The following is a 15,118-nucleotide window of genomic DNA, read 5'->3' as shown; positions in this document are numbered from 1 at the left end:
ACTGAAAGACCCGAAAAACGGAAAGGAAAAACCAAACCGCAACAGGAAAGGCAGCGCAACGTCGTTTGTCTCTGCTCAGAACAATTATCCAAAGTATCAAGTTCAAAACACCACGAATCAAAAATTGATAGGTCGTTTCTCTTTACCCGTCTGCCAACATTAAAAACGCGGCAGACGCTTCTTGTACTACTTCTCTGTCTATGTAAATTTCTTCAAAGAACGAATCGGCTCCAAAGAAACCGCAGGGCGGCATTTCTTTAAAGCGATGCAAAGGTAGAATAAAAAATAATACCCGCCAAATGTTTTTAAAAGAAAAATTAAAAAAAACTGTGTTTTGCAGGATAGATTTGACATAAATCAATAAAAAGAACAAGCCACACCTTATTATATAATAGGCATTCAACATTAGACATCGAAGTATGAAAGCATCACAGATAAAAAAACTGCCCACATTAATTGCGGGCAGCTCTACACTTATGATGATTTATTTGATTTACTTATTTTGACCTCCACAAACCATGAAGGTTGCAATATTCACGAGCGTAAACTTCTTTTGCGTCTGTTTTAAATTCAGCAACAGGCTTTTCTGTTGGTTCGAGATACTTACGAAGCACTTCGTTGTTCTCCGTAATGAGTTCTATCCACTGGATAGAGTGTGCTTCTGTCATAGGGTGTTCAACCTCGCCCACGGTTACACGGTAGCCGCCTTCAATTTTCTCAACAACAGGAACGTGCTTTTCTGTTGCTGCATCGGTGGTATTCTCTACCAACTTCTCTAAACCGCGAAGGTCTTTATCTGATGGAATAATAACTTCTACGATATTGTTACTCTCTGAACACTTATAAATTTCGTTTCTTTTTGCCATAATATATTCTTGTTAATGTTTTTGTGCCGCAAAGATAACGAAATCTTTTTAAATATGCAAAATTATTTTGTAATAAATACAAAAACTTTGTTTCATACTCTTTACTTCATACTTTTTATTGCATTTGAAAGTACTTCTTTTAAAAATCTATCTTTCACTTTTGTGCGCATACTTTCTACTTCCGCCTTCACCAACTTCTTCGTATCAACATCTAATTGTTCAGAACACTTACACAGATCGTAAATTGTTGAAACATAATAAGAAGTCTGTATGCCATTAGGTATCTGATACACCAACTTTTTCATTGCATTGAACTGTGAAAGCCATTCCGTATTGCTCAATTCAGAAGCCAATTTATGCACACCATTTATTTCATAATAGGTATTACTGCCGGTTTTATTTGAGAAATAATTGCCTATCTTATCAGCGTCGTACACCTTCTTTACGTTTTTATTAAACCCTCTTAAAACAGCACCTTTTTGGGATAAATCATTAAATACATCATAGATTTGCTCGCTCTTACGATACTTCGGGTGAACAGACAGACAGCTGATTATTCTTCCAACAATTGTACCGTCTTCTTTATCAGTCCATTCCAAAGCATAACCATAACGACGCAACGAGTCGGTAGGGTCGCTGAACAGCAGTTGTATCATATTATCATACCTTTCGCCAATAAATGCTTCTGTTTTATCGGGACCCATCAATCTATACGATGCCAGCTTATTCCCTTTATTTGCAGATACCAACTGATAGGCTGCTTTCGAATCGCTATCGAATGCTTTTCGCAGATTTTCTATCTGTTGCTTCTGCTTTTCCGTAAGTGTGAAAGAATAAATGTTCAGAAAGTCTTGCTTGGTTTTATCTCCTCGCTGCTCTTTCCTAAACTCATATTTCGCTACTTCGTTTTCTTTCAAAAACGTTTTATAGGCATTCTCTATATGTGTTTGTGCCTGTGCAATCGTTGGCATTACAGCCAACACGATGCCTGTCAATAATGTCTTTAACTGTTTCATAACTCAATAATATTTTTTGATTTTAAACTGCAGTTCCTATAATAAATTGTTCCGTTTTCATTGTAAACCACCTTAATGCCTTGCGTTTGCTGACTTGCAACATATACATTGGTCTGTGCATCGGAAATCTCCTTGCTAACCATTGCAATCTCTTGTTCAACCTGTTGGCGGGCTATTTCCGTTGCTTGGTCTGCCTTTGCACGATTTTCTTCCCTTGCATTGCTATTCAATGCTTTAACCTTTCGTACCTTCGCAGTTTTCTTATTTACAATCGTTTTTGCCTCTGCTACTTGTTGTTTTCCAAGATTTGAAGACCGGCACACTTCGTCCTTGTTCTTCGCCAACTGCTTGTCTTCAACTTCCAATTGCTTTTTCGATATTGATACAGTTGTCGTTTTCTCAGCCACCTTATTGTATTTAGATACATTACTATTTATCCACACACCCGCAAATCCTATCAAAATCAGCAGAGTAGCAGCAACGGCTATCCGCTTCCACAGTACTATTGTAGCAGTGCGTGCTTTGGCAATATCTTCTTTTCGTTCACTTAACTCTACCATTCCATTGTCAAAGTAAGCAAACATATCTTTATAGTCTTCCCATTCTGCGGGCACACGCTGTTCCGAACGAAAATAGTCTGCAAGCATTTGTTCTTCTTCTATCGTCGTTGTACCCGCCATAAACTTGTCGAGCAGCGTTGCTATATCTTTCTTATTATATAATGTCATCTTCCTTTCCTCCTTTTAATATCTTCCAACAGCCTTCGCCTCGCCCGAGCCAACAACGTGCTGACCGATGTTGATGCGATGCCCAACAAATGCGAAATCTCCTCATTGGAACGCTGTTCCACCTGCCGCATATATAATATGGTGTACTCGGTTGTTGGCAAATCGTTTATTCTTCTTTCCAACCATTCCAAGTTTTCCTTTGCTTCCAAAGCGTCTGAAGGCGATAGTTGTGCATCGGCAATACAAGCTGTTTCGCTGTTCCCTATCGTTTCAGCATTGTTTGCTCTGTGCAAATTAAGCGTCAAGTTGTGCGCCATTCGCGCCACCAAACTTTCCAACGATACAAATCTGCCCAAATCATTGCGCATTTGCCAAAGACGAAGCATAACGTCTTGCGCTATATCCTCCGCCTCTGTTTCTGTAGCTCCCACTCTTCTTCCTGCCCTGATGGCACAACATCGAAGTTGAGGAACAATCTGTGCAAATGCTTCTTCGTTCATTTATGTTTTATCAACTTACACCTATATAACACATTATCGTGGCTTTTTCAAACCGAAATTAATCTTTCTTAACACAAAGACACCTATATACTGTTTCTTATTTTTATTTTTTATACTTTTGTAATGCAGTATAAAACGAACTATTACATTTAGTTGTTATCATTATTTACTATTATAACAAATTAAATTAATAACAATGAAACAACTAAGTTATTTCATCACAGCACTGTTTTTCAGTATCTTCACTATCGCGTGTTCTTCTGAAACACCCATTGGAAAATGGGAACTCATGAAATGGAAATACGAAAGTGCATCGCTAAAAATAAAGAAAAAGAAAGTTTTCAATGTTCCAAAGGAAGGCAAAACTTACCAATTTAAGTGTAAAAACTACAATAGTTTTTGGTTTGGAACAGTAAAAGAGAAGACAAGCAATACTGTAAATACTTACGATTGGCAAAACTTCGATAAGACTTCGCCTAAGAGCGACCAACATAATATATATGGAGATTGGACAACAGCCAACATCAGAGAAAACGTTTTAACCGTAACGATTACTCCAAACAAGTCGGACGCAAAACGTTACATTGAGGTTGATGTTACAGCAGGTGACATCTCCGACTACTTCTACTTTGAGCAAGAATAACCATCGTTCATAATTTTCTAATGCAAAAACACTATTTAACTTCTAAAAAAACCAAGTGGGGTTGTCCTTAAACAGGCAATCCCACTCATATTTTTTATCATATTGCAACCAAAACCGCACTATATTCCATCATTGGTCTATGCCCATAAAAAGCTCAATAAACGAGTGGACGGTTGTTGTGGTGTGCAGATTGTAGGCTGTACGATAAGGTTCTGCCAACAAACCGCCAACCGTCTTACGTGCTTCAAGCCATTCTCCCATCACCTTCTTAACGGTAGATACAGAACAGGAATTATTGACTCGCTGTGCTTCTTTTCTTGCTTCAGCCATTGTCCATTTCCATTTCTTTTTCAGTGGCTGCGCTTTTACAACCGGGCGAAGCGACTGCATCTGTGCATAAAGTGTTTCCGGCAACAACCCTTTGTCTTCTTTCGCCACTTTTACCGACACACCGCTTAAAGTATTCAAGTCTTCTTGCAGACAAGCAAAACGAGTATAGCTCAAATCGCTATGCATACCAACACCGACAACTAACCAAATCGTACCACCATTCAACACGTATTGAGCTTCAATGGCAATATTGCCGAAATTGCGCATCAATGCTTCCAACTTCCTCCAAAACCTTATTTCATTGTCCATTGCTTTGCGAAACACCACTGCATTCTTAGCAGAAACGACACTTGTTTGTGGCTTCAATGCCCGAAGACACTTCTTTACAGTATCTGCATTCTTGTCATACAATTTCTTTCTCTCGCCAGCCCGGTTCACCATTCCTGCTGTAGAGACTTCGCTGCAAGACGCTGTATCCGCATAGTAACGACCGTATTTACCTTCTTGTATTATTACCGGCAGATTTGGATTGCTAACATTGGCATCATCTTTCGCTTTAGTCTTCACCTTCACCGGTGCCGTCTTCTTTCTTTGCACTTTCTTCTCAGGCACTTTGGGCGTTGCATACGTACAACCTAAAGACACTGCCAACGTAAGCAAAAGCAATAAAAACTTTCTCATAGTTTATCCTTTAAAATTCTTGTTTTATACTGCAAAAATAGATAATAATTCCTATAACCACAATTGTTTATCCAATGCTTTGAGAATTAGACTTATGATTGTGCATTCTGCCAAAGGCGTAATTCATCATATTTCCAACGCCTATCTGCAAATCAACTCCTTATTGTCTGCAACCTTGAAAAGCTACCCAAAAGCGTTAAAACCATTTAAAAACAATCATTGAATTTAACGCAAGGGAAAACGATGAAATAGAAACGTGAAACAATGAAAAAAGCTCTTGGAAACTTAAAAAGAAAGAACGGTTTTGCAAAAGCGTAGGTTTTGCAATGCAAAAGAGCCGCTTTAACCGTGCAAAAGCGGCTCTTTTGAAAAGTCAAAGTGCCGCTTTCACTACACATTTTTGTTCGTTTTGCGACATTTTATATCTTTTATTCCACAACAAAAAGACTTATTCAATTCACACTTATACCCACAATAGCATCTTAACCGCTGACTGACAGAAAGATAAATATTGCACGCAAAAAGTGCCCTTATTTGCAATCGACTTGCTTGCTGTGCAGAAAAATGCGAGTATTGGCGTGTTTCACGGCCAAAAAATTAACAATTCAAAGCGAATATTTCATACATATTAACAAATCGAACGGTTATGCTTTGCGATGCTTCAAAGAACAACCAAGACGCCAAACATTACTATACCTTACAGCGTTTTAGCCTCTATGAACACATTGTTTATCAAACATCACGTCTTAAAAGCCTTAATGCTTCTTGTTAGGTGTGCGTCCAAAAAACTCTCGATAGCACTTTGTGAAGTACGACGGCGACGAGAAACCCACCTCGTAAGCTATTTCCGAAACCGATTTGTCGGTAGTTTCCAGCAAGCGGTCGGCACGCTTCATACGTGCTTCGCGAATTATATCGTTGGGCGAAATGCCTGTTATCGACTTTATTTTCCTATACAGCTGTGCCCTACTAATGCCTAACTCGCCGCTGATAGTTTCTACATTCAAGCCCGAGTTACCAAGATTGCTTTGTATTATCGCGCGGAACTTCTCTACAAACCGGCTTTCTGCGCTCTGTGAAACTTCCTCGTGCACGTCTTCCCGTGCATCGTTTCCAAACACAATCTTCATCAGTTTCCGATTGGTAATCAAGTTCTTTATACGTGCTTTCAGTACATTCCCGTTGAAAGGTTTGGTCAGATAGGCATCGGCACCATACGCATAGCCTTCCGCACGATGCTCGTCCAATGTCTTGGCGGTAAGCAAAATCACAGGAATATGGCAAGTCAGACTGTCGGCTTTCAGCCGTTTGCAACATTCCAGACCGTCCATTCCCGACATCATAACATCGCATACGACAACATCGGGCACTTCCCTGACAGCTTTCTTCAGTCCTTCGGTTCCGTCAGACGCCTCTATTACATCGTATTCACCGCCCAATAGTGCCGTTGCGTATGCACGAATGTCTGCATTATCGTCGATAACGAGCACACGAGGTTTGTCTTCCTGTCGGTCGGAAGTTATTTTCGACACTTTGTTTTCGGTTGAAATATCGGTTGCAGCTGAACTTTCGTCCAAGAAATCGTTCATTGTGTACGACTCGTCGGCAGGTTGGAAGTTGTCGCCTGCCACACGTTTCGGCAGCGTTATTGTAAATTCGCTGCCCTTTCCCACTTCGCTTTCCACCTTTGCGGTGCCTCCTTGCAGTTCGGTAAATGCCTTCACAATTGCCAAACCTATGCCCGTGCCGTCTTTGTTGCTGTTTCTTACTTGGTAAAACCTGTCGAATATGTGTTTTATGTCTTCCTTTGCAATTCCCTTACCTGTATCTTTGACGCAAATTTCCACCGTTTCATCGGTACTTTTCGCCTTTATCGTAATGCTTCCGCCTTCGCCTGTGTACTTTAAGGCATTGCTCAACAAGTTATAGCAAATGCGTTCCACCTTATATAGATCGGCACATAGATAAATGGGTGCAGGGGTTATCAAATCCACTTTTATCTTCCGCTTTGTTGCAATAGACTCGAACGTGTTTGCCCACTGTTTGAGATAGTCCGTCAATTCAAACTCGCTCAGCGTCAGTTTCATCTTCTTGTTCTGTATCTTTCTGAAGTCAAGAATTTCGTTTACAAGGCGCATCAGAATGGAAACATTCTTTTCCACAATCTGCAACATATTGCGTTGCTGTTTCGTCAAGTTCTCGTCGTTTACGATATGCTCTATCGGGTCGGCTATAAGCGTTAATGGCGTGCGCAGCTCGTGGCTTATATTGGTAAAGAACTGTAACTTTGCATTGGTGGCTTCCGCTTCCAATTCCCGACGAATGATGATGGTGCGGTAGATGTAAACGATAAGCCCGATAAGCAATGCAATGATGACACCACCCAAGAGCATATATATTTTCTGGTGATTGTATTGTGCAAGGTAAATATCCACCTTGCTATTCAGGTCGGAAAGTCTGCTTCGCTGCTTCACCATCTCCTCGTTTTGCAGCAGCAACACTTTGGCGTTATCCTTCGTTACCAATGCCCCCTTGAGGTAATTATCCCGATGAAATGGTTGTTTTTTCAAAATATTCATGGCCAACTGCATCACCATGTCGCCACGAGTGGGATAGATATACGATGCAAGCAGTTTGCCGTTGTGTACAGCTTCTATGCCACCACCCTTGCTTGGCAGCGCATCGGTTCCGACATACTGAACGTTATGTATGCCCGCTTCTGCCATAGCACGCTGTGCGCCCTCCGCCATGCGGTCGTTTTGCCCCCATACAATGTTGCAATCCTTTGCATCTGAAATTGCGCTTTTCATGCTTCTATAACCCGATTTTTCTGTCCATTCACCCGGAAGCGTGCGTTTCAACCGAATATCAGGATATTTGTTTAATGCCTGAACAAAACCTTTGTGGCGGTCTATGGCGGGCGAAGAGTTGTCCAATCCTTTTATTTCTATCACATTACCTTCGCCGTGCAGTGTCTTTGCTATAAATTCGCCTATCGCTTTTCCCACCTTAATATTGTCTGCACCTATGAAAGCGGTGTACTTTTGCGAGTCGGTTTTTCGGTCAAAAAGTATTACGGGTATTCCCTCATCGTAGGCTTTATCTATCACAGGCGTTATGGAGTGCACCTGATTGGGCGATATGATGAGCAGGTCTACGCCTCGTTGGATAAACTTTTCTATTTGTTCGGTTTGCAGTTTATCGTTGTCTTTTGCCGAAGCGAACAGCAATTCCACGTCTTTATGCTGATAGGTTTCCATCAACAGTTCATCGTTCAGCTTGTTACGCCATATATCTTCGGAGCATTGAGATACACCGATAACATACTTTTTTGTGTTTCTATTGCACCCCACAAGCATCAGTAAACCCACAAAACATAGAACTATGCGAACCTTTTTATACATCTTTTTCCTGTCGTTTTAGTTGTTTCTTTTTTCTACACCACTCTTTCTCAAGACGATATATCTGCAAAGATACAAGATTTTGCGTATTAATAAGAATTATAAACAAAGAAAATGCAACATAATTTCATCATCGTCTGTCTTTGTTCTCAATCTGTCAATGCTGCAACTTTGTGGTTTTTACAGTGCAACACGAGCAATAATCTTTCAACTTCACACACATTTGTTGCATTAAGACTATTTTACTACTCTATGCAACATTTTTTATATTGCCTTTTACAAATATGCGCTTACTTTGCAACAAGTTCAAAACTAACGGACAACATTAAAATCCATAATGAATATGATTACCAACTTATCAACTAAACTAAGGACAATAACAACTGTTATTGCTTTAGCATTCTTTTTTACAGGAGCTATTGCTCAAGTGGAAAACGAAAAACAAAGTAAAGACAAATCGAAAGAAGAAGGCAATCGAAACGTAATGCTCAATGCCGCAAGTGCAAACGGGCCACGCGAAATACAGATTGGACTTCCTATGTCAGACGTAAATGTTCTTGAGAACGGACTACTCGTTACCTATTCAACCAATCCGCATAGCGTAAACTCTAATTGGCGTTCCGATGCAAGTTTGGGGCACGTCGGACTTCTGAAAATATCGGAAACAGCTCTCACAACAGGTAATATCGGTTATGCAGTGAACTCATTTACCAAACTTGGCGAGGAGGGATTTCACGGTACACTCAACTATAAGACCAACCATTTCGGCTTGCAGGAGTTCTCATTGAATGCCAATGGCGGCTTCGGCAATAATTGGTTCTACAGCACAAGTATGTATCAGGATTTCGACCCGGGCACTTTTAAAGTAAAATCGAGCCAGTTGCAGGACCGTACACAAATTTACAAGGCTGCCATTACCAAACGTTACCATAACAACCGAGGCGAATTTACGGCGATGTACCACTACGCTAACTCTCACCCCGTGTACAACTACGCCACGCAGTCGGCACCTTTCATATATGTTGGCGATGGTAGCGTAAAGGAATATGGCAAATTCAAACTGGGTACAACATCTTATTTGCCTACCGATGCCAATATTACATATCGTGATATGAATACCGGCGAGTTGAAACAAACCACTATGTACGATGCCACAAAAAACCGTTCGAGCGAGTTTTCTTTGATGAACAACTACAATTGGGATAACGGACTAAGCTGGAAAATTGCTGCACGATACGACCATGCACGCGGAGCATTGGTTTATCAAACCCCTATGTCGCTCACAAAAGTAAAGGATAACCCTGCCTACCAATATGTAATGCCCTCTATAAACGGAGGAACGACACCTTATACCGGCGAATACGTCCAATCGCGTATGTCATGTTTGAATTCAGGAGACATTAACGAATTTCTTTTAACATCAGAATTACAACAAAAGTTTACTACTTCTACCTTGCGTTTAGGTATCAACGAATGGTACTACCACATCGATTACCGCTCAAACACATCTATGTACGACCAGAGCGTACCATCTGACGGAAGCTATCCGGTCAGACTTTATGACACCAACAAGCACTCAACCTACTTCTACGATTTCAATAAAAACGCTTCAGAGTTTTATCGTGGACACGAAAACAAATTGGCTTTATACATGATACACGATTGGGACGTAACGCCGAAACTTAACCTTTACTATGGATTTAGAGTAGAAAACCAGAAACTTAATGGTAAAAATGCAGCCGTGAAGAATGCAGCGGGCGACTACGTAGGCAGGTTTGCCGACTATTACATTGGTGCTACTGCACCTGACGGCACAAAGATTACACCGACTTCGTTAGACTATAATTGGTTCAACTATGACGTATCGGCTGCAGCAACCTATAAGTTAAACAATAATTTCGGACTCACGGGCGACTTCACCTATATTGTTCAACACCTCCGTTTCGAGGCGTTCTCGCCGGCAACACTGCCAAACACCGATAAGGTTTCAGTACCATTGGGAAGAGCAGGTTTCTATTATAACAATTCATGGCTGACCTTGACTTCGTTGTTCTCTTATATTTCAAAGACCAACAACAACTCTACGCTGAACCTGCAACATGGCAGCGAAATTATGGCAGCACCACTTACATACGACATAAAAACATGGGGCTGGACTACAGACCTCATAGCTCGTCCATTGAAAGGTTTGGATATACACTTCCTTTTCACCTATCAGGAACCAACTTACAAGAAGTATGAAACTTCTATAACGTTCTCTGATGGATACGTGGGCAAGATTAATGCAACGGGAAACATTGTTGCCGAAATCCCAAAAGTACTTATCGAGTTTGACCCAAGCTACATGCTTACAAAGGATTTAAAGCTTTGGGCGAGCTTCCGTTACTTCAGCAAGACTTACGCAAACATCAACGACGCCTACTACTTCAACGGACACTGGGAAACCTTCGGCGGTTTAAACTGGCGCGTAAACAACAAGTTGGATTTGGGTTGCACAGTTGTAAACTTCCTCAACCAGACAGGTGCAAAGGGCAGTATTGCCGGTGCCGAGCTGATAACAAAGGAAGATGCAAAGGACATTTCCAACGTATTGATGACGGGCAGCTACCTCCGCCCATTCACAGTGGAGTTCTCTGCATCGCTCAAATTCTAAACAACCAACAACTTAAACTTTAAATTATGAAACGTATCAATAAATATATAATGTGCGCTGCTATCACTTTAGCAGCCACATCGGTGAAAGCCCAGACAATACAGATGTCGCAAAAGGGCGACACAACCATACTGAACATTACCAATCCAACGAAGTATCTGCTCCTCCCGGTAGAGGAAGATAAAGACGAAGCGCATGTTCTGCTCGACACTTCAACCCCTGCCGACACATGGATGGACGTGCGATTGGCACAAAACAAGATTGATTATTACGTTCCATTCGAGTTGGGCAACGGTGCAAGAGCAACGGTAAAAATTCTCAATCTCAAACACGACGCTCTCTGTTACAAGCCCGGCATGCTGAAACTGTCGAACGAATGGAACACGGCAAATACCGATTTCTATCGTCCGTCTTACCACCACACGCCTTCATACGGGTGGATGAACGACCCCAACGGCATGTTCTATATGGACGGTGTCTATCATCTTTGCTATCAATACAACCCCTACGGCTCTAAATGGGGCAACATGCACTGGGGACACGCTACCAGTACCGACCTCATTCATTGGAAAGAAGAAAAGCCATCAATTGCCCGCGATACCTTAGGACATATTTTCTCGGGAAGTGCCGTAATAGACAAGAACAACACGGCAGGCTACGGAAAGAATGCCATCATAGCACTCTACACTTCGGCAAGCGATAAAAACGGACAAATAGAGTGTATGGCTTACAGCACGGACAAGGGTTATACGTACACCAAATACGAGCACAATCCTGTATTAACACCATTCGATGGACTGAAAGACTTCCGCGACCCGAAGGTCTTTTGGTACGAACCGGCAAAGAAATGGTATATGATTATATCAGCCGACAAGGAGATGCGCTTCTACAAATCTTCCAATTTAAAGAAGTGGGACTACGTCAGTGCCTTCGGAAAAGGTTACGGAATGCAGCCTAACCAGTTTGAATGTCCTGACTTTGTTCAGCTTCCTGTCGATGGCGACAAGAACAAAATGAAGTACGTTATGTTGGTAAACATCAACCCCGGCTGCTTGTTTGGCGGTTCAGCCACCGAGTATTTCGTGGGCGATTTCGACGGAAAGAACTTCAAATGCGATACGCCTCCAAACGAATACAACTTCTTGGATTACGGCAAGGACAACTATGCCACCGTTTGTTTCTCGGGTGTTGAAGACCGCGTTCTCTCCATTGCATGGATGAGCAACTGGCAGTATGCCAACGTTACACCTATCAAGCAATATCGCGGTGCCAACACTTTGCCACGCGAACTGAAGCTCTACACGGGCGCAGACGGCAAGCTGTATGTGTCGAACAACGTTGCTCCGGAAGTCAAGGCATTGCGCAAAAATACGATAACACTGCCTGCAATGGACATCAAAGCCGTTGCCGACAAGAAGAACATCATCAAGAGTAAGGAGAACGCCTTCGAACTTGAGATGGACGTAACGCCCGGTTCAATGGCAACAACAGGCATCGAACTCTACAACGCAAAAGGCGAAAAGGTAAACATCTACTTCGATATGAAAGAGAAAAAACTCGTTATGGACCGCACCGAAAGCGGACTCATCGAGTTTGGAAAGCTCGCCGTTCCCCACGACATAGAGAAGAACTATGCCGACGTGCACCAAGGAGTTGGCAACACACCGTTCCGTGTATTCAATTCCATCAACTATAAAAACGACTTCGCACTTGGCACGTGGGCACCGCTAAGCCTCTGCGAAGGCAAGACCTACCACGTTGATATATTCGTGGATAAGTGTTCGGTTGAAATATTTGTCGATGGCGGTCGCATTGCCATGACCAACCTTGTGTTCCCAACAACGCCTTACACATCGGTTAAGTTCTACAACAAGGGGGCATCGTCAAGTTTCCGCAACATAAAGCTAAGCGAACTTTCACTATAATAAATCTATAAAAGAACGTGAGTTTTACGAATGTTTCAACGTATGATTTATCGTGCTTCAAACATCAAAACATCGGCATTCATGGCATCGGAAAACAGCCATGAATACCGATACTCCGCAACGACGTTTGTCGTAACTCCGTTACTACGATTGTCGCAACTCCGTTACGACAACTGCCGTAACTCCGTTGCGATGATTGCCGTAACTCCGTTACGACTTTGACAGTTGTTTAGAAGCGGATTTTCGTCGAACTTACGTCAATAAAAAAAGGCTATTGAACTATGAACAATTCCAAGACTTTAAAGCTCATTCCCATCATGTTCTGCTTCTTCGCGATGGGTTTCGTAGACTTGGTAGGCATCGCTTCCAACTACGTTAAAGCAGACTTAAACCTCACCGACGCAACGGCAAACGTGTTTCCGTCGCTCGTTTTCTTCTGGTTCTTAATCTTTTCTGTACCCACAGGAATGCTGATGAACAAGATTGGGCGCAAGAAAACCGTGCTGTTAAGCCTCATCATAACCGTCTTTTCATTGCTTCTGCCTATCTTCGGGCAATCTTACGAACTCATGCTGGTATCGTTCTCGCTGCTCGGAATAGGCAATGCACTGATGCAGACGTCTATCAATCCGCTGGTAATGACCGTGGTAAAAGGAGGCAACATGGCGTCCACCTTTACTTTCGGACAATTCATTAAAGCCATCGCTTCGTTTCTTGCTCCTTACATTGCCATGTGGGGCGCAATGGCAACCATACCTTCTTTCGGGCTCGGCTGGCGCGTTCTCTTCCCCATTTACATGATTATAGGTGTGTTAGCCTCGCTCTTCCTTGCGTCTACACCCATCGAAGAAGAGAAGATGGAAGGCAAAGCCGGTAGTTTCTTAGACTGCATTCGGCTGTTAGGCAAACCCGTCGTGCTGTTCAGTTTCTTTGGCATTATGTGCCATGTCGGCATCGATGTGGGCACCAATGCCACCGCACCGAAAATCCTGATGGAACGTTTGGGCATGACACTGAACGAGGCCGCCTTTGCCACATCGCTGTATTTCATCTTCCGTACCATCGGTTGCCTTACCGGTTCGTTCTTCCTTCGCACAATGAAGATGAAACATTTCTTCATCATCTCCGTCGTTCTTATGGCATTGAGTATGTGCGGACTGTACATCGGAGATAGCAAAGCCGTTCTATACACAGCCATTGCACTTGTCGGTTACGGCAACAGCAACATCTTCTCAATGGTGTTGGCACGCGCCTTGGAGAGTGTGCCCGAAAAGCAAAACGAAGTGAGCGGACTCATGATTATGGGACTCTTCGGTGGCACTATTTTCCCTTTGCTTATGGGTTTTGCAAGCGACAACATGGGACAAGCAGGTGCCGTGCTCATCATGGCAATAGGCGTGCTTTACCTTTTCACATACATTCCTAAAATAAAATAAACATCACAATTATGAAACAATATATCGTTGGTTTGGGCGAGGCACTTTGGGACTGCCTCCCCGAAGGTAAAAAGATTGGCGGAGCACCCGCAAACTTCGCTTTCCACGCAGGACAATTCGGGCACAATTCCATTGCTATCAGTGCCATCGGAAACGACAAGCTGGGCGAAGAAACATTGGCAGAGTTCGACGAGAAACACGTAAACTACCTGATGCCTGTGGTAGATTACCCCACCGGAACGGTACAAGTAACCCTCGACGAGTCCGGTATTCCCACTTACGAAATAAAGGAAGGTGTGGCTTGGGACAACATTCCGTTCACTCCGGAAATAGAAAATGTGGCAAAAAACTGCCGTGCCGTTTGTTTCGGTTCGCTTGCACAGCGTAGCAGCGTAAGCCGAAACACCATTCAGCAGTTTCTCGATGCCACGCCAAACGACTGTTTGAAGATTTTCGATATTAATCTTCGACAGAACTTTTATAACGAAACCATTATCCGCAACTCGCTCAAACAATGCAACATCTTGAAGATTAACGACGAAGAACTGGTTTCCATAGGTCGTATTTTCGGTTATCCGGGCTTGGATATGGAAAACAAATGCTGGTTGCTCATTGGCAAATACAACCTTGATATGCTCGTGCTGACGTGCGGTGTAAACGGCTCCTACGTGTTTGCACCCAATGTTATATCGTTCCAAGAAACGCCGAAGGTAGATGTTGCCGACACTGTTGGAGCGGGCGACTCGTTCACGGGCACGTTTGCTGCAGCCATTCTTGCAGGCAAATGTATTCCCGAAGCACACAAGTTAGCGGTCGAAGCAAGTGCATACGTTTGTACACAAAATGGCGCAATGCCCATTCTGCCGAAAGAACTGATAGAAAAGGCGAAATAAAACCCCTCTCCTTCTTTTCATAAAAAGGCGCAATTGTTGTTATCGT

Annotated in this window: 12 protein-coding genes; 6 read left to right on the top strand and 6 right to left on the bottom strand. The window is 42.7% G+C overall.

Annotated elements, in window-relative coordinates:
* Window positions 1-497 precede the first annotated feature (497 nt).
* From JCM15124_RS10590 to JCM15124_RS10575, 4 genes are all read right to left on the bottom strand, one after another.
* Entirely contained in the window at window positions 498-866 is a 369-nt protein-coding gene (locus tag JCM15124_RS10590; RefSeq protein ID WP_024999412.1) for a desulfoferrodoxin family protein, read from the bottom strand.
* Between the two features lie 101 nt (window positions 867-967).
* Window positions 968-1,882 (bottom strand): hypothetical protein, encoded by a 915-nt coding sequence (locus JCM15124_RS10585; RefSeq protein ID WP_024999411.1) that lies wholly within the window; start codon window positions 1,880-1,882, stop codon window positions 968-970.
* Complete coding sequence (locus tag JCM15124_RS10580) at window positions 1,879-2,610, bottom strand: PG0215 family putative anti-sigma factor (protein WP_024999410.1); 732 nt, start codon at window positions 2,608-2,610, stop codon at window positions 1,879-1,881. The genes JCM15124_RS10585 and JCM15124_RS10580 overlap by 4 nt, the downstream gene beginning before the upstream one ends.
* Window positions 2,607-3,110 carry a GFO_1088 family ECF-type sigma factor gene (locus JCM15124_RS10575; RefSeq protein ID WP_024999409.1) on the bottom strand — a complete coding sequence of 168 codons (504 nt, stop codon included), beginning with the start codon at window positions 3,108-3,110 and terminating at the stop codon, window positions 2,607-2,609. The genes JCM15124_RS10580 and JCM15124_RS10575 overlap by 4 nt, the downstream gene beginning before the upstream one ends.
* A 196-nt stretch (window positions 3,111-3,306) precedes the next feature.
* Between JCM15124_RS10575 and JCM15124_RS10570 the strand changes: the two genes are divergently transcribed.
* Window positions 3,307-3,753, top strand: coding sequence for a hypothetical protein (locus JCM15124_RS10570; protein ID WP_024999408.1), 447 nt, complete (start codon window positions 3,307-3,309; stop codon window positions 3,751-3,753).
* A gap of 129 nt (window positions 3,754-3,882) precedes the next feature.
* On the opposite strand, the gene JCM15124_RS10565 is transcribed toward JCM15124_RS10570, so the two are convergent.
* A complete protein-coding gene (locus JCM15124_RS10565; protein WP_024999407.1) occupies window positions 3,883-4,764 on the bottom strand; it encodes a hypothetical protein in 882 nt (293 codons plus the stop codon).
* A 755-nt stretch (window positions 4,765-5,519) separates the two neighbouring features.
* Complete coding sequence (locus JCM15124_RS10560) at window positions 5,520-8,168, bottom strand: hybrid sensor histidine kinase/response regulator transcription factor (RefSeq protein WP_024999406.1); 2,649 nt, start codon at window positions 8,166-8,168, stop codon at window positions 5,520-5,522.
* Window positions 8,169-8,502: 334 nt separating this feature from the next.
* Here JCM15124_RS10560 and JCM15124_RS10555 point away from each other — a divergent pair, with 334 nt between their 5' ends.
* Genes JCM15124_RS10555 through JCM15124_RS10540 form a run of 5 tightly spaced genes read left to right on the top strand, consistent with a single transcriptional unit; the run spans window position 8,503 to window position 15,072 of the window.
* Window positions 8,503-10,818 (top strand): TonB-dependent receptor, encoded by a 2,316-nt coding sequence (locus JCM15124_RS10555; protein WP_024999405.1) that lies wholly within the window; start codon window positions 8,503-8,505, stop codon window positions 10,816-10,818.
* Window positions 10,819-10,844: 26 nt separating this feature from the next.
* The gene (locus JCM15124_RS10550; RefSeq protein ID WP_024999404.1) at window positions 10,845-12,743 is read left to right on the top strand and encodes a glycoside hydrolase family 32 protein; all 1,899 of its coding nucleotides are present in this window, start codon (window positions 10,845-10,847) and stop codon (window positions 12,741-12,743) included.
* A gap of 30 nt (window positions 12,744-12,773) precedes the next feature.
* Complete coding sequence (locus JCM15124_RS16000) at window positions 12,774-12,965, top strand: hypothetical protein (protein WP_198019140.1); 192 nt, start codon at window positions 12,774-12,776, stop codon at window positions 12,963-12,965.
* A 59-nt stretch (window positions 12,966-13,024) separates the two neighbouring features.
* Window positions 13,025-14,179, top strand: coding sequence for an MFS transporter (locus tag JCM15124_RS10545; RefSeq protein ID WP_024999403.1), 1,155 nt, complete (start codon window positions 13,025-13,027; stop codon window positions 14,177-14,179).
* Window positions 14,180-14,190: 11 nt separating this feature from the next.
* Window positions 14,191-15,072: a carbohydrate kinase family protein gene (locus JCM15124_RS10540; protein WP_024999402.1), complete on the top strand. Its 882-nt coding sequence runs from the start codon at window positions 14,191-14,193 to the stop codon at window positions 15,070-15,072.
* The last annotated feature ends 46 nt before the right edge of the window (window positions 15,073-15,118 follow it).

The organism is Prevotella falsenii DSM 22864 = JCM 15124 (assembly GCF_000613945.1).
GTDB lineage: Bacteria > Bacteroidota > Bacteroidia > Bacteroidales > Bacteroidaceae > Prevotella > Prevotella falsenii.
The sequence above is the reverse complement of the archived record's forward strand: the minus strand, read 5'-3'. Positions and strand labels throughout refer to the sequence as shown.